The 20,192-nt window shown below is 40.2% G+C and carries 14 protein-coding genes; 7 read left to right on the forward strand and 7 right to left on the reverse strand.

What is annotated here, in order from left to right; all coding sequences use genetic code 11:
- Window positions 1-7 precede the first annotated feature (7 nt).
- The 5 genes from BN3283_RS07425 to BN3283_RS07445 all read right to left on the reverse strand — a co-directional run bounded on the left by BN3283_RS07425 (window position 8) and on the right by BN3283_RS07445 (window position 8,619).
- Window positions 8-1,585, reverse strand: a complete 1,578-nt coding sequence (locus BN3283_RS07425; protein ID WP_160289622.1) for a PKD-like family lipoprotein — start codon at window positions 1,583-1,585, stop codon at window positions 8-10.
- Between the two features lie 20 nt (window positions 1,586-1,605).
- A complete protein-coding gene (locus BN3283_RS07430) occupies window positions 1,606-2,364 on the reverse strand; it encodes a DUF4843 domain-containing protein (RefSeq protein WP_059026232.1) in 759 nt (252 codons plus the stop codon).
- Window positions 2,365-2,388: 24 nt separating this feature from the next.
- Window positions 2,389-3,975: a RagB/SusD family nutrient uptake outer membrane protein gene (locus BN3283_RS07435; protein WP_059026233.1), complete on the reverse strand. Its 1,587-nt coding sequence runs from the start codon at window positions 3,973-3,975 to the stop codon at window positions 2,389-2,391.
- A 17-nt stretch (window positions 3,976-3,992) separates the two neighbouring features.
- Window positions 3,993-7,358: a SusC/RagA family TonB-linked outer membrane protein gene (locus tag BN3283_RS07440; protein ID WP_070807465.1), complete on the reverse strand. Its 3,366-nt coding sequence runs from the start codon at window positions 7,356-7,358 to the stop codon at window positions 3,993-3,995.
- An 85-nt stretch (window positions 7,359-7,443) separates the two neighbouring features.
- Window positions 7,444-8,619 (reverse strand): FecR family protein, encoded by a 1,176-nt coding sequence (locus tag BN3283_RS07445; RefSeq protein ID WP_059026235.1) that lies wholly within the window; start codon window positions 8,617-8,619, stop codon window positions 7,444-7,446.
- A gap of 310 nt (window positions 8,620-8,929) precedes the next feature.
- Here BN3283_RS07445 and BN3283_RS07450 point away from each other — a divergent pair, with 310 nt between their 5' ends.
- A complete protein-coding gene (locus tag BN3283_RS07450; protein WP_059026236.1) occupies window positions 8,930-9,256 on the forward strand; it encodes a cupin domain-containing protein in 327 nt (108 codons plus the stop codon).
- Window positions 9,257-9,398: 142 nt separating this feature from the next.
- On the opposite strand, the gene BN3283_RS07455 is transcribed toward BN3283_RS07450, so the two are convergent.
- Window positions 9,399-9,785, reverse strand: a complete 387-nt coding sequence (locus BN3283_RS07455) for a hypothetical protein (RefSeq protein ID WP_059026237.1) — start codon at window positions 9,783-9,785, stop codon at window positions 9,399-9,401.
- An 82-nt stretch (window positions 9,786-9,867) separates the two neighbouring features.
- Complete coding sequence (locus BN3283_RS07460) at window positions 9,868-10,479, reverse strand: RNA polymerase sigma factor (RefSeq protein WP_286137588.1); 612 nt, start codon at window positions 10,477-10,479, stop codon at window positions 9,868-9,870.
- 515 nt (window positions 10,480-10,994) lie between these two features.
- Between BN3283_RS07460 and BN3283_RS07465 the strand changes: the two genes are divergently transcribed.
- From BN3283_RS07465 to BN3283_RS07490, 6 genes are all read left to right on the forward strand, one after another.
- Window positions 10,995-11,333 (forward strand): outer membrane beta-barrel protein, encoded by a 339-nt coding sequence (locus tag BN3283_RS07465; protein WP_286137690.1) that lies wholly within the window; start codon window positions 10,995-10,997, stop codon window positions 11,331-11,333.
- A 199-nt stretch (window positions 11,334-11,532) separates the two neighbouring features.
- Window positions 11,533-12,705, forward strand: a complete 1,173-nt coding sequence (locus BN3283_RS07470; RefSeq protein WP_059026239.1) for a FecR family protein — start codon at window positions 11,533-11,535, stop codon at window positions 12,703-12,705.
- Window positions 12,706-12,879: 174 nt separating this feature from the next.
- Window positions 12,880-16,224 (forward strand): SusC/RagA family TonB-linked outer membrane protein, encoded by a 3,345-nt coding sequence (locus BN3283_RS07475; RefSeq protein WP_059026240.1) that lies wholly within the window; start codon window positions 12,880-12,882, stop codon window positions 16,222-16,224.
- A gap of 18 nt (window positions 16,225-16,242) precedes the next feature.
- Window positions 16,243-17,766 (forward strand): RagB/SusD family nutrient uptake outer membrane protein, encoded by a 1,524-nt coding sequence (locus BN3283_RS07480; RefSeq protein WP_059026241.1) that lies wholly within the window; start codon window positions 16,243-16,245, stop codon window positions 17,764-17,766.
- Window positions 17,767-17,784: 18 nt separating this feature from the next.
- On the forward strand, window positions 17,785-18,489 hold the full coding sequence (locus tag BN3283_RS07485) for a DUF4843 domain-containing protein (protein ID WP_041504409.1): 705 nt from the start codon (window positions 17,785-17,787) through the stop codon (window positions 18,487-18,489).
- Window positions 18,490-18,507: 18 nt separating this feature from the next.
- The gene (locus tag BN3283_RS07490) at window positions 18,508-20,136 is read left to right on the forward strand and encodes a PKD-like family lipoprotein (RefSeq protein ID WP_286137589.1); all 1,629 of its coding nucleotides are present in this window, start codon (window positions 18,508-18,510) and stop codon (window positions 20,134-20,136) included.
- Window positions 20,137-20,192: the final 56 nt, after the last annotated feature.

Below are 20,192 nucleotides of genomic sequence, written 5' to 3' on the forward strand. Positions count from 1 at the left end.
ATAGTGATTAAAAGGTATCCGCTCCATAATAGAAACCGGTTTCGTTAATACCCGCAACTCTTCCTCCGACATTCGCTTTCGATACCAATCTATAAGTAAGCAACTCATTATCGACAGCATAAACCATAACATCTCCATTCTCGCATCCGACAACCATATATTTATAACTATTATAAACAACAGTATATAGTAGTACCGTAACTTTAGAATCGACAGAGATCCATAGTTTATCCGAATAATTCTCCCCGAAATTAATACAATGTATTTCATTGCCTTTAGCATAAACCATTTTATTCGCAGGACCGGAATAACATCCGAAGGTCATAAGTATGTCCTCCGACGTCAAATATACCGGTAAAGCAACGGGAGCCGACTCCGTGTTCTCCAACACTTTCATATCGGAAGAGCTAAACCTGAAATCATACTTGTAGGTTTTACCTCCCTGATTGTAATAAATAGCATTCCCGGACACATAAGTTTTGCGATCATAAGTCGGACACAAGTGTATTACATCCACATCGGCCGGAATCTCCCAAAGAGGAAAAGGATAATAATTTCCGTCACCCTTAACCAAGGGACGTATTGTGGCATTCATACCATTATTTTCGGATTGGATAATCAATACCCTTCTGTTTTTCTCGTCAAAACAAAGAGGCTCACGATCCCGGGACACGTAAGTACTAAATTTAGTTACTTTATATCCCTTGCTATCAATAAAATAAGGATCCGACAAGTATTTTCCGGTCAAATAATTCTCTGACATTTGTCTTTTGAAAATACGTCCGTCTTGCGTAGCGATACAGGAAAGACGCAAGTTGTCAAACGCATCAGCCGGCTTAAAATTATCCGGAGTTCCATTCAAAAACTCGTCTTTCATATCGGTATACATCGTAAACGTCTCATTATTTAACTGGTATACTCCTTCTGTCGTCGTAATAAGAGAAGCTCCCGAAGTAGACGAAATATGCGGTGCCAAACAATTCCGTATCTTAAGCGGTTTACCCGGAATATCTTCCCCATTCATTTGATAATAAAGATCATCTTCCATAAAATACTCGTAAACCAAATTAGGACCGTCGTATCTTGTTTTCAAACGGAAATAAGAACATTTGGTCGCATCCGTATTTTTATCAGACACCACGACAAAACTTCCGATATAAAATTTCGGCCGGAACCCAAGATAAGCTCTTCCTATATAGGTAATACCATTTTGTTTATTGATAATACGTAATATTCCGGTTACGCCTGTTTCGGCTTTATTTAAATTCGCTCTTGCCATCACGGTATCCGTTTTCATCTCGAAATTGGACTCTTCCGAGATAATTGTACCGTTGACCTCCCATTCATACCGGAAAATATCCAATGCTGCCACAGAATCCTCACCAAAAGTAAAATCCTTGCCTTGAGGCATGAATTTCATCATTTCACCTTGCGTTCCGTTGATTCGTATCGGCTCGGTATTCGGGTCTATGATCCATTTCGGAGCGAGTCCCAAATCTTTATATGTATAATTACCTTCGTCTTTAAAACACCCAGTCAAAAGAGATGCTAAAAGAAGACAACCTAATAAAACTATATTTTTCATAGAATTCATTGTTAATCAGATTAAATTGCAACTTCGATTATACTACCATCAATGTCGGTAATGTCCTCTATCGGCTGTTCAGCCAACCACTCCTTAAATTCCATTACCAATTTGATCGCCTCATCCGGATGTTCTTCTATCAACTCTTTCCCCATTCGAGCCTCTTTATCAATATTATTCAAGAAAAGCTGGTATTTCTTTTGCGAATATTTTCCTAACAATCCGTCCACGACCTCCTGTGTCCACCACTCCGGTTGCATCGCAACTGAAGTCATAATAATTTTCGCCCGTCTGCGTTCTACCTGTCCCAAGCCCACGCCATCAGGCGGAACCAACTCTACTACAAGGCGTACACCTTCCGGTAGATCATCTAAACGATCCGATTTAATCAACTTGATATATATCGTATCTTTTATCACCTTAGCATCTTCTCCTATGGTGTTCGTATGGAAAACGTAAAAATCATCCAAATCGTATTCATTCGGATTAGCCGTTGTCTCCTCCTCTATGACCCTCAATCCGAACTTAATCTCAGAAGTCAAAGGAGTTCCTGAAAGCTGAACTTCAACAGGAACCGTTATGTCCGTCGTTCCTTCCGGATAAAAGAAAAAAGAGGTTACCGTGGAATCTGCTTCTTCCGTTCCGGGAGAAAAGGCATTCATATAAAACTTATCGAAAAATATTTCGTGCCCATCATGGAATGTCAAAACCTTATCTTCATCACAAGAAAAGAAGAACAGGGTTATTAAGATGGAAAGTGGAAATAAATACTTTTTCATAATTTCTATTTTTACAATCAATAATTATAAACTCTGGTTACTTGGAATCGGTACCAAATACTCGCTCCGACTCATCGGACGTACAACATTTTTTCCAAAATCGATATTAGCATCCAAACGCTTGTACAGATAGAAAAGCTGTCCTTCGGAAATCCATTCCCGACGAGCATCTCTGATCAATTCATCTACAAAATCGTTCCAACTACCAACCGTTATTTTTTCCGTACATCCTCTCTTTTCCCGAATATCGTTCAATATATTCTGAGCTTCACCGAAGTCTCCGTTACGTGCATGATATTCAGCCATGATATAACGCATTTCCGTAGCCCGGATAACGGGAAGAACACATAGATTTTCGTCCCGGGTTTCCTCGTTCTCACTGATAAACCATTTTCCAGAAATCGGATACTGCCCATTGCTGTTAGTCGCGTAGAAGATCATATTGAGAGCGCGATAGTCGGTTTTAGACTCATCAACTCCTCCTCGGGTATAAAATGTCTTTTGTACATCTTGATTGATAACCAACCACGTCGGATAGGAACCGCTATAAAATTCCCGTTTAAAGAAATACTCCAGGCCTAAGTCGTTATACGCCTTTTCATTGTACACGGCAAAAATCAAATTAGAGATAACCTTCAAATCGGTCTTGGAATCCCAATCGCCTCTACGAATTCCATTGTAATCATCCTTTCCAAAAGCAGATTGCAGTCCGTAGTAATCTTTCACTTGGAAATCCATAATCTCCTTGGCACAATTAAAAGCCTCCAGATGCTTTCCGGCATATTGATATACACGGGCCAACAATGCCGTAATGGCATAATAATTCAAACGATAGCCTCTTCCTTTAAAAAAAGCATCTATTTTTGAACCGTTCGAATAATCATCATAGATAACGGTTCCAAAAGAAAATTGATTATTAAAACGAGCTTTACCCGTAATCTGCAAACCGACACCGATCTCCGAAGTATCCCACTCTTTTACCAGATCCCGTCCTTTTTCCAGATCGGTAATTACTTTCTCCAAAAAAGGCGTAACGGTTATACCGCTCGCTTGAATATTCGGGTAACGATCGACATAAGGAACATATATCTGGTTATCATCATGTACCGGCGCCGGTGCAAACAGACGCAACATATCAAAATGCATCAAAGCCCGACAGGCATAAGCTTCACCCAAGATCATATCTTTCTCCATCTTTCCCTCCTTAAACAAATCCTCGGATGCGTTTTCCACATTTTGTATCAGATTATTGGCATTGGCAATCACATTAAAAGCTGCTAACCACACGGCTTCAATCGTCGGTGTTAAATAACTGCTGGTATAATTGAAATCTCCCGCGTCGATATACAGTTGCCTACTGGTCACGTTGTTGGCAATTTTCAAAGAATATTGCTGAGACATACAATCCACCATTCCAAATGCCAATTCAACCCCGTACAAATTAGAGGATCCCATAGATTTATATAATCCGTTCAATACGGAGTGATATCCGGCCGATGTTGAGAAAACTTGTTCTTCGGTCGCCTGAGTATCCGGTTTCAAATCCAGCCACTCCTCACAAGACGCAAGAGTCAAAGCAGACAATACTACTATTATATTTATAATTTTCATATGATTAATCTTAAAAATTAGAAACCTACACTAATGGTAAAACTATAATTCTTAGCATACGGATAACTGGTCCCCCGCTCTTCTTTTATTGTTGACCACCTACATAAATCATTTGCATTGAACCGGATTCCAAGAGAGGTCAAGCTAATTTTTTGCAACAATTCTCTTTTGAAATCATACCCGACAGATAAACTGCTAAACGTCAGATAATCATCATCCTGAACCAAACGCGAAGTCGGTTTGGTTGTCGTATTATTAGTCAAATCGATATAAGGCGCAATATCCCCCGGTTTCTTCCACCTCTGTGAAAGAACCCGTTTATCCACGTTATTATCCTTTATATTAGCATTCTCCACTTTTGCCCGTAAAGTTTCGTTATAAGACTGGGAGCCCCATTGGTAAGAGAAATAAGCATTCACGTAAAATCCGCGATAATTCACATTAATTCCAAAAGTTCCGTTAGCGGTAGGACTTTGATCTCCCACGACAACCTGATCGTCCGCACACCAAGTATAAGAACTGGTTCCGTTTTTCTTGATAAATTTCTCTTTACCGTTTGCCGGATCAATGCCCGCTGATCGTACGGCATAAATAGCGGTGGTCGAAGCTCCTACATAATACTGGGTAAAAGGTGTAGCCATGAATTCTCTTCCATAAGAAGGCCAACTGGAGTCGTACTCTTCGTTCAATTTTCTATTATACTCTTCCGTCGATTTACCGAGAGAGGTAATCTCATTCTTATTACCCGCCATATTACCGGTTAAAGTAACTACCCATTTATCATTCTGAAACACGGTAGCGCTTAGATTCACCTCGAATCCCTTATTTACCACACTACCCGAATTGGTGTAATATTGATCGAAACCGGATGAAGAACGAATGGTTACCTGATCGATCAAATCATTTGTTTTCTTGTGGTAATAGTTAGCCTCTACAGTATAACGATCATTAAAAAATCCCAAGTTAATACCGAAATCCAATGTATTTGTCTTTTCCCAGGTCAAATCCGTATTTCCCAAATAAACCAATTTAGTCGCCGGACCGGTATAATACCAGCTATCGGCATCCGTTTCATAAGTAGTAACGGCCGTATAAGGTTGGAAATTCACCTTACCCGTACTTCCGTAAGATCCGCGAATCCTCAATGTACTTATAAGCCAGTGATCTTGCAGCCATTTATAGTTATGGAAATTTACTCCGAGCCCGACAGACCAGAAAGGAGCAAAACGCTTATCCGACCCGAATTGAGAAGAACCGTCGAAACGAACAGAAGCGTCCAACAAATAGATATTATCCAACGAATAATTCACCGAAGCCAAAAAGGCAAATAACCGGTCTTGGTTTCTGGAAACATCCGTTTTATCCGGTTGTGTAGCCGCAAAGGCAGGAGTATTCATCGTTCCTAATTGGAATCCTTTAAAAAGCATATTATAACCTTCCGTTTTGGATTCCTTAATGTTCAACCCCATCGTCGCATTAACGAAATGTTTACCAAAAGCACGATTATAATAAAACATAGCGTTTATATTCCAATTATATCCTGTCGACAAAGAACGGGACAATTGCCCTTTCTCTTTAATTGCCGTATACTGGTAAGAGGGATCGTCCGGATCCTTAAAAGACTCGGTTTTGGAATCATTTTTCGTAACACTAAACTGCCCCTTAAACTGAAGTCCTTCCAAAATATACCAGTTAATATCCAGATTATCGGTTAAATCATAAATATGTCCTTTTCCGGAATAACTTTCCAACGTGGTCTTCCACAAGGGATTCGTAGTTCCGTCCGTCAATTGGGACAACAATTTACCGTCATCACCTTTATAAGCAAGATAAGGTTGTTTATTGGCGTATTCATTGAATGTTCCGTACGGTGAATCCTCCGAGCGAGTCATCGTGTAAGAGACATAATTACGAATCTGAAGTTTGTCCTTGTAACGAAAATCCACCGTTAAGCCGGCTCCCGCACGACTACGATACGATCCTCTCATCGCTCCGTCGTTACTATCATAATTGAAGTCCAAACCATACCGTACACTTTCGACACCGCCCTCCAAATAGAAACTATGTTTATGATTAAATACATTACGTAAAGGAAGAGCCAACCAGTCCGTATCTACCCCCCGCAACACCTCCGTCAATTTCTTATTATATTCCATCTCCCCGTACACATCATCGGAAAAAACTCCGGACAACCTCTCCACTTCCAGCTTTTCAGCAGCATTACACAAATTGTAATCGGATAAATCCGGTAATACCACTTCACCCGTGAAACTATAAGTAATTCTCATCTCCCCGGGTTGAGGAGCGACAGTCGTAATAACGATCACACCGTTCGCAGCTCTCGAACCGTACATAGCCGTAGCAGCAGCATCTTTCAAAATTGTCACGCTCTCGATACGGTTCATATCCATATCGTATATTTTTTGAGCGGACGCCTCGAATCCATCCAAAATAAAGACCGGAAGATTCGGGTTATCCTGGACGTTGGTCCGCTGTGTTTTTTTGGCATATTCCACATCCAAACCTTTTGCCATAGCAATACTGGACTCACCCCGGATATTGAATTCGGGTAAAGCATTAGGGTCAGACCCCCAAATCGAGTTGTCTTTCAAACGAACAGAAGGATCAAATATTTGAAGAGCCCCGATCAAACTCTTATTATTGGTCTTCATTAATTGTTCCTTGGTTACCTTAGTCACGTTTCCGGTAAAACTCTCCTTTCGTATCGTGTTGTATCCCGTTACAACCACATCTTTCAATCTCTGCTTTTCCTCCTTCATGGTTACGTTAATCGTATCTTGTCCGGTATATTTAATTTCCTGAGTTTCCATCCCCAAAAACTTAAATATCAATGTAATATCTTTCACATCCGGCAATCTCAACGAATACTTTCCGTCTACACCTGTAGTAGTTCCCAAATGTGTACCTTTAATCACAATTGCAACACCGGGAAGCGGAATCTTCTTCTCATCCATGACTTTACCGGCAATTCGAACTTCTTTCTTTTCATCTTTCGCAACCGCTTCTTTGATAATGATCATATCATTTTCTATTTCAGCCTTAAAGCCCGTTCCCTTTAACGCCGCATCCAACACCTCCTTTAGCAAAGCATTCTGCATATCAACGGTAATGGAATTAACCCGTTTCACTTTATTATAGTCATACAAAAAACCGACCTCACATTGACTCTTTATAGCTGAAATCAACTCTTCGATACCGGCATCTTTCAATTTTACACTCACTCTTTGATCTTGGGAATGTACCGCTGCATTCAATCCCAGATTGAACACTAACAAAAATAAACAAAGGGGTTTCATACATAATAGCACCTTACGACACCACCTTTTTTGCAAAGGTCTGTACAGTTTTCTTCTTTTTTTCATAAATTTGTATAGTTAAATTAGACACCTAAGGAGCAAGTCGGCAAACTTATCTCCTTTGAAGACAGGAGAAGACGATTCTCCTGTCTTATCGTTTTCGTACTTTCACTACATTTTTATCCACCGCAAATCTCACATCACCTACCTCCTCCAACAAATGAAGGATATAATTGAAATTATCAAAACGCTTCAACTCCCCAGAAAACAAAGCTTCCTTCGCATCGGCATTTTGATAAAAGACCGTAAAGTTATACCACCGGGATAAAATCGTTAATATATCCTCCAAGCGCTTTTTCTTAAAGACGTATTTTCCATCATGCCAAGCTACATACTCCTGAACATCCACCTGCTTTTTCACTACTAAATCGTATTTCTTATCGTACCGGAGCTGCATCCCCGGTTCCAAAATATAAAGAGGGCCCGACTTGCTCTTAAAATTCACCTCAACCTTTCCCTGTACTAAAGTTGTATGCACCTCCTCCTCGTCTCTGTAGCAAGTCACCCCAAAGCTCGTTCCCAAAACGGTAATCTCCATGTCCCCGGCATGCACGATAAAAGGACGAAGGGTATCTTTTTGTATCTCGAAATAGGCCTCGCCTTCCAAATAAATTTCACGACTCGTTCCGACAAAAGCAACCGGGTAAGTCAAACAAGATTCCGAATTTATGTATACCTTGCTTCCATCTTCCAAATCTACCGTATACTCCCCACCTCTTGGAACATCCAACTTGTGAAAGATCAATTTCCGCATAGAGTCCGTCTTTTGTATCCGAGCGGAATACACCAAACGAGTACTATCTACCTTTACTTCAATACCTGATTTTTCTTGGAAAGAATTATTTTGTTTACCTAAACGGTGTTGACTACCATCCGATAAATACAAAATGGCATCCCTGTGTCCTGGCGTTATCCGATGTACAGTAGGAACAGCCCTTAAAGATTTGTCATCTTTAACATTCAACAAAATAAAGATAAACAACCCTATACATATCACGGCCACGGCACTCCAATAGACAAACATCGGCCGATGAAAATAGCTCAATCGTTGTTTTTTCTTCAGCTTACGAGCAAATACGATCCAAGCTGCCTCAATCTCTTCTTCTGAAAGCTGTTGGGCTTTTGGCATCTCGTTCATTCTCTTCATCTTTTCGAAGTATCGCCGATGCAACTCACTCTCGTTTAGCCACGTTTCAAACCTCCGATTCTCTTCCTCCGACAAGGTTCCTTCTATTTTCCTATAAATTAGAATCGTTGAAATCTCCATTTATACACAATACTTTTATCTTTTTATACTCTAAAACGGAGACCCTTTTGTTTTGTGTGACAAAATTTTTCAATATTTTTTTTGAAAAAATATTTTTATCATACCCTTTGCCATACAACAAATTAGTGGCAACAAGCTATTGGCGCATACCGCACATTCATAAAAGAAGCCCCTTATCGGGCCTATCAACAAAAATGAATCGTACGTTCCGACAACTTTATACTTTATCTATATTTCTATTATTTCAATATTATTAATATTATAAAATAAACTCTAATCATTCTATTGCGTTATCAAAAAAAAAGATCATATGAAATCGACAGATCTCCATGCAGGTATCCTGAATATGGGAAAAATGATTGAATACGCCGATCAGGGTATCGTCAGTAAACAAATCATTAAGAATGAGGCAGGTAATATCACCCTATTCTCTTTCGATAAAGGACAAAGTTTAAGTGAACACACGGCTCCGTTCGATGCTTTGGTGCAAATTCTCGACGGGAGAGCCCAAATTTACATCGATAAAAAATCATTTATCTTAGGAATCGGCGAAGCGATTATCATGCCGGCAAACACTCCTCACGCCCTAAATGCTGTCGAACGGTTTAAGATGTTACTTACGATGATCAAAGGATAACCGGAAATAACCCTGATAAATAAATCCATCGGTAGTGATCTAATAGCAATTCAACCTGCAAACAAACTTCATTACAGGCTAAATATCTCTATTTTAGAGCCGTTTCATAACGAGTACCGAAATCATATTCCTTCTCCATCCGTCAATCCCCATCGACGGATTCTTTTATATAGATCGGTGTATACTTGGATACACTATGTGATGATGAATAATAGACACGGACAACAATATAATTCTCTCCCCAGTCCACTTCTTCCCGCTTCGGCGTCCATTCCAAACTTCCTTTAGGAGATTCTATTTTCCCTATATAAGTTTGAATTTTATCCTTCTTTTCCACGTAAACGGACATAGATAAAGGTTGATTTATTTCTGCTAAAACCGTCACAGACTGCCCCAACACGATCGTATCTTCGGATAAACCGACAGCATACTCCACATTTTTCGAATTATAAGGAGAATCCTCCCCTTTACTGCAAGAGAGTAGCATCCCTAAAAAAATAACTAACCCGACAAAACCGATATTTTTCATTATTCTTTGTTTAAATGACTTTCAAAGTTAATCTTGACTTTTCTTTTATGCAAATTCAAAGACTCCTATTTCGATGTACCCGTTAATTTTGCCGAACGATTTCCTTCTCTTTCGCAATCGCAAACAACCCCATCAGCAAGAAAACAGCCATGTTATCATTACTCAATTGTTCTCTCAACTTTTTATACCCGCGAGCAATCTGGGTACGGACGGTATTCATCGTAATCCCCAATTCATTAGAAATCTCCCAATATTTTTTCCCTTCGACAACGCTCATTAAAACGATTCGCTTACATTGATCCGGTAATGTCTCGATTGCACTTTGTATCTTCGCGTACAATCTTTCATCCACACATTTATCAATATCGGCCGCGTAGAGCATCGCTTCCGCCATCAAAAACTTATTACGATCCATTACTTTCAAATGTCGTAAATAATCGATGGCGGCATTCCGGGCCAGACAATACAGCCAAGATTTCAAATTAAAATCATTCGGAAAAGAAGAACTATTTTCATACAATTTTAAAAAAATATCCTGAACCAAATCCTTGGCCGTATTCCGATCCCCAATATGTCTCTCCACAAACAAGACAAGCACTTTATAGTACATTTTAAATACTATTTCGTACGCTTCGGGATCTCTTTTTTTCAATCCCTCAATATAAATGTTGTCTTCCTTTGATTTAACTATCAACTCCTTATATCTTTAATCCCGGTTTTTATTTTAGCTTACAAAGTCCATTTATTGGAATTTTCAAAAATATTAAAATTATTTCAACTCATCAACTACAAATTATCAAATATTATTACAATTATATCCAATACCAGCAACTACACAATTTGGTTTAAAGTAGATCAAATTTAATCTTTATAATCGCTCTATTTTAGAAAAAAAATAAGTTCCCCTCGTCATACCTTAAATCGGAAGCATCCCGTGATAACTCGGATGACGGTTCTCGAACGTCCAAATCAACATGAAGAACCCTCCCTCTCGTTCCAAAATCAAAAAAATAAAAATAAATAATACCATAAGAAAGGACAATTTTTAATGCGTTATCAGACACTTATATTAATTTTGTGACGTGATACCCTAATGAATGTTTGTTGAATGCTTAAAATTAACTATATCTGTCGTGTTGTTAGGAATACCGAGCAACAAGCATATTTGGTTATGGAAGCGTTTAGCTTTATCCCGTTTTTAGAAATCTGATTTATTTACCGTTATCGATCCTCGCTTCGTATAAGATTGCATTGAGCGACAATATGAAATTACATATCAACGCTGGTCCATATTTAGCGCTTGGATTAGGAGGAAAAGTAAAATGGAACGCAACAATCGGCGGGGAAAAATACAAGGGAGACTACAAAGCTTTTGGAACAACCAAATCTGGTGATGACGAGTCTGAAGATGAGTCAGACAACAGAAAAGGCGGTCTAAAAGGATTTGACGCCGGGTTAAGCTTTGGAATCGGAGTTTCAATTAAAAAGTTTTACGTCGGTTTAAATTATGATCTGGGATTGGCAAATATTGCCGATAAGGATCAATGAAAAGATTATAAAATTAAGAATCGTAATTTTTCAATCGGAGCTGGCTATAATTTTTAACTCTTCTCCGCTCTTTTCCATTCGAGTTTAAAATAGAACATTAAAAAGACTGCCGAAAAAACATTCTTTTAAAAAAAAATCCAAAAGCTTGTCACCCGTTTTCAGGGGGTCGTTGTGTTATTGATAAAATAACATAAAAAGGATGAATTACAACGATCAAGACATAGAATTTGCCTATCGTATCTTAAATCACCGAAAGGAGTTACATGAAGAAGAAATTACTGCCTGGTTGAAAAATCCGGAACACCTGAAACTATTGGATGAAATAGCGGCAATCCGACAATCCTTCTCTTCTCAAAACTTCGAAATCATAAAAGAAGAGGTACATTCCCGTCTTTTGCAATCCATACAAAAACAACAAAGTTACCGCCATATGATTCGATGGTCGGTAGCCGCTTCAATCCTCATCGTGATCGGCCTATTGGCTAATCAAGTCATAAATCGTTCGATAGAAAAAGAGTGCGTCACGCTGAAAACTCCGATTGCCGCCATTACACCCGGAGAAGTAAAAGCCCAATTGATCCTGCCCGACGGGAAAGTAACCAAGCTAAAATCGACCAATCAACGAGTAGAGGTTCCTTTTGTACAAGGGATCAAAAATGATTCCTTATTAGGACTTAGCTACAAACAAGTTCATATCAACGATATAAATCTGGCCGAATCGGAGATTTACAGTACGTTAGTCGTACCCACGGGCGGATTCTACCCGCTGGAATTATCGGACGGAACGCGGGTATGGCTGAATTCCGAATCGGAATTACGTTTCCCGGTCAAATTTCTGTCGGACAAACGGCAAGTCACCTTAAAAGGAGAGGCTTATTTCACGGTGAAAAAAGACAGTACCAAACCGTTTATCGTGCACATAGAAAATGCATCTGTCGAAGTATTAGGTACCACGTTCAATATAAACACATACGGCGATGATGAAAACATATATACGACACTCGTAAACGGTTCCGTACGATTCGTCTCTGAAAAAAACAAACAGGAGATCATTCTGAAACCCGGAATGCAAAGCGTAATGAACACACGTACCGGAAATACGGATATAAGACATGTGGATGTACAAGATTATATCTCTTGGAAAGAGGGACGTTTCGTATTTCATTCCATGACGTTGGAGTCCATCATGCAACAACTCCGACGCTGGTACGATATCCAAGTTTTTTATCAAAATCCGGAAATAAAGCAATATGAATTCAAAGGAGTGATCAACAGAGACATGGATTTGGATAAAGTTTTAAATATTATATCAGAAACAACAAATATAGCATTTAACATAAATGGCCGGACAATAACCATATCAAAACGATAAAGAAAGATTACTTATTTATTACTAAAGGAAGAAAAACGAGGATTGCCGTGAACAACCCTCGCCCATCCTCCTAAGAGAATCTTAGTATTAATTTTCAACTACAAAGTTATGAAAAAAAAACGAAGTCGGTGCTTTTTATGCACGCATGAAAAAATCTTTAACTTATTACGAGTAATGAAAATCGTGATTTTTATAATGCTGGTAAGCTTGGCCCACGTTTCTGCCGAAGTTAAAAGCCAGAATTCTTTAATTAATCTCAAATTAAAGAATGTTTCTATCGAAAAAGCCGTTATAGAACTGGAGAAACAACTGAAACAAGATTTCTTTTTCAGCAAGCAAGAGATAGATGTTAACAAGAAAATCACGATCAATTTAACACAAGCGACTCTGGAAGAGGCCGTACGAATTGTTTTCGGAAAACAATTCAAGTACAGAATAGTAGATAACGTCATCGTTATCTCCCCGCTAAAAAATATACCGGATGAGATTAAAAAGATGGTTATTAAAGGAAAAGTTTTGGATAAAGACTCTGTTGCCATTCCCGGCGTAACGATTCGTCTTAAAGGTTCGGCCATCGGTGTGGCAACGGACCGGGAAGGTAAATTCTCTTTCTCCATACCGGAAACAAAAGATCCCGTGTTAATTTTCTCTTTTATCGGGATGAAACCCCAGGAGATTAAATACACGAAAGAAGAATTTCTGACTGTTATTCTGGTAGAAGAGACGACCTCTTTAAATGATGTTGTTGTAACCGGATACGCTAACATTAAAAAAGAAAGTTTCACGGGGGCTTCCACTAAAGTCAATAAAGAGGATCTCCTGAAAGTATCCAGCCAGAACGTAATGAAAGCCTTACAGGTTTTCGATCCCTCATTCAAGTTAATTCAAAACAACGCCATGGGTTCCGACCCGAATACGATGCCCGAGTATTATATCCGGGGACGTTCCGGCACGTCAGAATTGAAAGAGTTGGACAAACTAACTGCCGACGACGTCTCTCAATTCGCTTTAACGAACAACCCGAGTGCTCCCATTTTTATTTTGGACGGATTCGAAGTGGATATGGCTAAAGTATATGATATGGATATCAACCGGATCGAGAGCGTTACCATCCTAAAAGATGCAGCAGCAACCGCTGTTTACGGTTCACGGGCCGCCAACGGTGTTATCGTTATCGAAACTTCGGCTCCGGAACCTGGAGAAATCCGGATCAGCTATGCCGGAACATTAGCCGTTTCGGCTCCGGATCTAAGCAGTTATCACCTGTTAAACGCGGTCGAAGCGCTGGAAGCGGAATATCAGGCCGGTTTATATACCGGAACGAACGCCAATTCCATCGCTGCCGGAATCATCAATTACGACAACCAATACAACAACATCCTCCGCGGCATCGATACGGATTGGATTTCCAAACCTTTGCAAACGGAAGTAAATCATAAACATTTCCTTTATATAGACGGAGGTTCTCAGGAACTTCGCTGGGGTTTGGAATTAAACTATCAACACAACGGAGGCGTAATGAAAAAGTCATTTCGGGATGTATATGGAGCCGCTATTACCGTCGATTACAGATGGAAATCCTTACAGATTAAAAATCAGGCTTCATTAAGTATTATGTCTTCCGAAGATTCTCCTTACGGTTCATTCAGCGATTACGTAAGAATGAAACCCTATCTCTCTCCTTATGATCCGGAGACAGGAAATCCTTATAAAAAATTTGAGATTTACCGCACCTCCGTTCCGCCTAACGGAGCGACACGGATCAACAACCCTTTGTATGAGGCCTCTTTACAAAGTTTCGATAAAACCAAATACAAAGAGTTTACCGACAACTTAAGTATCAGCTGGTATATCAACAACTACTGGTTGTTAAAAGGAACGTTCAGCGCTTCTTTCAAATTACAGGATGAAGATGAATACAAGGATCCGGCTTCAGGAGATTTTTATCAAAGTGAAAACGATTTAAAAGGAAAATACACGGACCGGGAAATCCGTACAAGCAAATGGAATGCCAACGGTTTGCTGTCTTACAACCAACAATTAGGAAAACATAATTTGAATTTCTCTTTAGGTCTGGAAGCATCAGAAACCAAACAGGAAGCTACTTATGCTTATTATCAAGGATTTCCGTTCGGGAGTGTTCCTTCCCCCAGCAGTGCCGTTGACGTGAGTTCCAAACCGACCTATAAAGACAGTTATAGCCGTCGTTTCGGCACTTATCTGCAATTCAATTACAGTTTCAATGACATTTATTTGTTCGACGTTTCCGGTCGTCTGGATGGATCTTCCGCCTTCGGTAGTAAAAAGAAAACAGGTACGTTCTGGTCGTTCGGTACCGGAATGAACTTTCACAATTACGCGTTCATGAAAAACATCAGTTTCCTGAACCAATTCAAGATCAGAGCGACTTACGGACAAACCGGAAAAGCCAATTTCAACCCTTATCAGGCCAGAACAACGTACGAAGTTCTATACGATGTAGATTATGCCAATATCCGGGGTATGAAATTAAAAGCCCTCGGTAATGAAAACCTTAAATGGGAAAAAGTAAGAACTTGGAATGCCGGTACGGAAATCTCCGTATTGAATAACGCTTTAACCCTGAAAGTGGATTACTATCACGCTAAAACGCTTGATCAGGTCGAAGATGTAAGTATCCCCTCTTCTTCCGGTTTCACCTCTTACAAAAGTAATGTAGGCGAAATCTTAAACGAAGGGGTCGATATTGATATCAATATAAGGGCATTTGAAAACAGAGACTGGAGTATCTATCTTTTCGGCAATGCCAACCATAACAAAAATACCATTACCAAAATCGGAAAGGCTTTGGAAAACTACAACAAACGAATCGATCAACACTTCAGTAGTTACGGTTCTACAAGCACGAGTTCGGATGTTGCCACTCCCTTCATGAAATACGAGGTAGGGAACTCCCTATCCGCCATCTACGGTATGAAATCTTTGGGCATCGACCCGGCCCGGGGGGATGAATTATACGTGAAACGGGACGGAACAACCACGCATATATGGCAATCCGCAGAACAACAGAATTTGGGTGATTCCGATCCCAAAATATCGGGATCTTTCGGTCTTAACGTTCGCTGGAAAAACTTTACCCTCTATACGACTTTCATGTACCGCTGGGGTGGACAGGCTTACAATCAAACCTTACAAGCCATCGAAAATGTTGATTTGAAATCATATAGCGGAGACCGGCGTATTTTGACCGATCGCTGGAAAGAGATCGGAGACGTAACCCCGTTAAAGGATATCAAAGACCAGACTTACGTTACCCGTCCTACCTCCCGGTTCGTTCAGGATGACAATACGTTAACATTTAACTCTCTGACAGTAGGTTACGATTTCAACAAGGCATTAGTAAATCGTTGGGGACTCAGTACGTTAAGATTACAGTTCAACATGGAAGATATCGCAACCATCTCCTCCATCAAGCAGGAAAGAGGTACGAGCTATCCTTTCGCACGTTCGTTTAATTTCAGTATGAATGTCAGTTTCTAATATTTAACCACATCGATTATGAAAAAAATAAAAATCATAGCACTATTTCTCACGCTATCGACCTGCATCCTGGTCAGTTCATGTGATAAATGGTTAGATGTCCTTTCGAACGAGGAGATTCTTGAAGAAGATGCTTTTGCCACAACGAAAGGATTCCGGACTGCTTTAATCGGAGCTTATCAGATTGCGGCCTCCGATCCTTTATGGGGACAGGAATTAACCTGGGGAATGATGAGTGTTTTAAGCAGAAATTATACCGCAAGCTCTCTTCCTACCAAATACAAATACGCGATGGACAATACAAACTTTGAAAGTTCTTATACCAAAGATGCCATTGCCAGTATTTGGGAAACCGGTTATAACGTTATCGCGAACTGCAACAACATCATCAAAAAAGTCGAAACGACGGACAAACCTTTCGAATACACGTGGGAGAAAGGTATGGTATTGGCAGAAGCCAAAGCCTTGCGCGCATTGATGCATTTCGAACTTTTACGTTTATTCGCTCCGGCACCTATTTTAGGAAACAAGGATAAAGCCATTCCTTACGTGACGAATTATCCTAACATATCCCCCGAATACAAATCGACCTCTGAGATTATAAAAAATATAATCGAAGATTTGAAATACGCCCGGGATATCCTGAAACCCATCGACGTGGATATACTTTGGGGTGAAAGTATCATGTCATATTTCAGCACGATGTTGTTTTACGGCATTCAAAACTTACAGGACGACGGTCAACGATCCAACGGAAATGCGGCCGGATTTTTCGCTTACCGGGGATACCGGTTAAATTACTGGGGCGTCACCGGTTTATTGGCACGGGTATACTCCTACAACAGGGAAAATGACAAAGCCATACCCTATGTAAATGAAATCATAGAGGAGTGGATCGATTCAGGTGTCGGATTCGAATTTGCCTGGGATCAAAAACCCAATAACAATCCTAATTTAATCGACGGCAAAAGATGTCCGGAGGGATTGATATGTCTGTGGAATACAAAAGTTGCGGAAAATTACAGCAAGGCCGCGGGAACAAGCTATTTCAAAATGACAAAACTAAACGATCTGTTCGGGGCGGACGATATCAAAGAAGATTACCGCTACACGGCTTTCTATAACGCGTCGACTTCCCGCTATCGCGTATGGGATCCCTCCAACTCTTCCCATTCAACGGATAGTTACATCGAAAAGGTCCGGGTTATCTTGCCGGTATTGGAAATTCCTGAAATCTATTACATCAAAGCAGAATATTTAGCCGAACAGGGAAAAATCGGGGAGGCCATCAATACGCTGAAAGTGGTAAAAGACAATCGTAATATCACCACCCCCATTCCCAGCACGGTAAACGATTACAACTCTTTCATGGAAATTCTGATCAATGATTTGAGCCGGGATTTCCTGACGCGGGGACAAACCTGGTTCTATTTGAAAAAATTAAACTGGAAAAAGATGTATAACGGAACAAACGTTCCGTGGGAAGCTCCCGACTCCTGGTTCGTGTTACCTCTTCCGGACAGTGAAACATCTTATTATTAATACTATAAAGTAAATCATATGAAACATATATATTTATTGGTAATAAGCATCGTAGGTCTATTGACCAGTTGCGAACGGGAAGATATTCCCACATACAACGATTTGACCTCCAATAGATACCTCTATCTATACAAGGCCGAAACGGACTCTACCGAAACCTCTTTCTTCTTTTATCCCGGAGAGACAACGATCGAGTTCCCGATCAGCGTAAGATGTACCGGCAGGGGAGATCAAGACCAGACTTATAAAATTTCCGTGGTGGATGAATATACCACGGCCCCGGCAGAAACCTACGAAATCCCGGAAAATCCGATTATGAGAGCCGGAAGAGCTATCGATACCTGTTACATCAAATTAAAATACAATCCTGTTTTAGACACGAAAAAAGTCCGTTTAGTGGTCGAAATAAAGGATTCTGAAAATTTCTTAGCCGGAAGGACAGAATACAGAGTGGCTATCATCTGGTTCCATAACATCATCGCAAAACCCAAATGGTGGAATTCCAACGTGGTAAATTATTATTTGGGTAAATATTCCGATGAAAAATACCAATTATTCTTGGACAAGATAAAAGTAGACCTGACAAATGCAACGGACAGTGAACTCCGGAATTATTCGCTTCTATTCAAAAAATACCTGACAGATGAAAAAGCGGCAGGAAGAACCGTGTATGAAAAAGACGGTTCTGAAATGGAAGTAGCGGTTCTCGGGAATTTGATCTAACACTAAAAAACGATGTATATGAAAAAAATAATATATTATTTAGGCGCGTTTTTAGTCTTATGGGGACTATTTACAGGATGCTATGACGATAAATCGAAAACAGCCCGGATTCCGATGCCCAAAATCACGATCCTGGGAGACGAGGCTCTATCCGGAGACCGTAGTAACAGAATTGCTTACGTCGGAGAAGAGTGCGAATTGGATTGTAAAGTAAACTGGGGGACGGAAGACTCGACCCAATACGATTTTAAATGGACTTATAACGGAGAAGAGATCTCGCAAGAAAGAGTATGTCGTTATACATTCAACGAATCGGGAAGTACCTATGTCACCTTCCAGGTAATACAAAAATCTACCGGTCTTAGCTGGGGGGCTTCCCTTTCCGTAACGGTCAGCGCCAAATATCTTTTAGGATGGTTGATTCTCTCCGACAAAGAAGGACGCTCCGCTTTGGATTTCATCCATATTGACACGTATGAACTCTACCCCGATATTTACAAAACCTTGCATCCCGATAAACCTCTCGGCTCCCAACCGTTCCGACTGGAACAACATTTCACTTCGGCTTACGACGAAATATTAGTCATGCAGAGAGGAGAACCCGGGTTAGTGGAATTGGACGGAAGAAATTTCAGTCAGGTAATTCAAACGAAAGATGAGTTTATCGGTGAAAAATATCCGTACGAAGGTTTTGATCCCGTACAGGTATGTTATGCCAACGGAACGGTCAGCGGTGTCGAATTGTTATTGACGGCCAAAGGAGAAGTGTATGCCCGTATGAACAAAACCGTAACGAGCCAATTCCAAACGGCCCAATACCCCACGATTCCTCTTGAATACCCCGGTGGAATGGAGATCACCACGTTTACCTTCCCCAAACCGACCTATTATCAACTTATGTTCGATAATAAAAACAAAAGATGGTTAGCCATATACAAATCTTCCAGCAACGACAAAATGTTACCCTTGTTGGTCAAAAACTACGACGAAGAAGAGTTCCCGGATTATTTCGATTTCTGTAACGGGATGGATCAAAAAATGGAATTAGTATATGCCCAAACCTGCGACGAATGGGGAGGCGACTGTTACCTGATAAACATCTTAAAAGATACGGAAACCGGGAAATATTATTTCCAAAAGTGTTATCTGACTTGGGATTCCTCTACAAATACCATAAAGGTATCACAACCCGTCCAAAAAGAATTTGCTGCAGGTTACAATCTCACCGAAGATTCGCAATTCTGGATGTTACGGGGACAAAATACCTACTTCCAGGATAGTCCTCACGTATTCTTTACGGTAGACAAAAAAGTCTATTTCTACCGGGAACAAAATGATAAGTATTATTTATACAAAGACTGCAATTTAGGAGAAAATCCTCCGACCGGAAAAATTGTTTCCATTCACACGAATGCCGTTGTTTCAGAAATGGGAATCGCTTTCAGCGACGGTCATTTCTATATCTGTAACTTGGATCCGGAAGAGGTTGTCAATGCTATCGCCCGGGGTAATATAGATCCTTCCACACCTGCCGTAAACGCAGAATTGGAGATTAAACACTATTCCGGATTGGGAAATATCGTCCACTCTATTTTCAAATACGGTAGATTCTCCAACTGGTCGTCAGCAGAAGATCGATACAGATAAAAATAGACCAAAATCATTCATGAGGTCGTTTAAGCACGACCTCATGAACACCTAAA

Origin of the sequence: Gabonibacter massiliensis, from assembly GCA_001487125.1 — a bacterium.
Lineage (GTDB): Bacteria > Bacteroidota > Bacteroidia > Bacteroidales > Marinifilaceae > Gabonibacter > Gabonibacter massiliensis.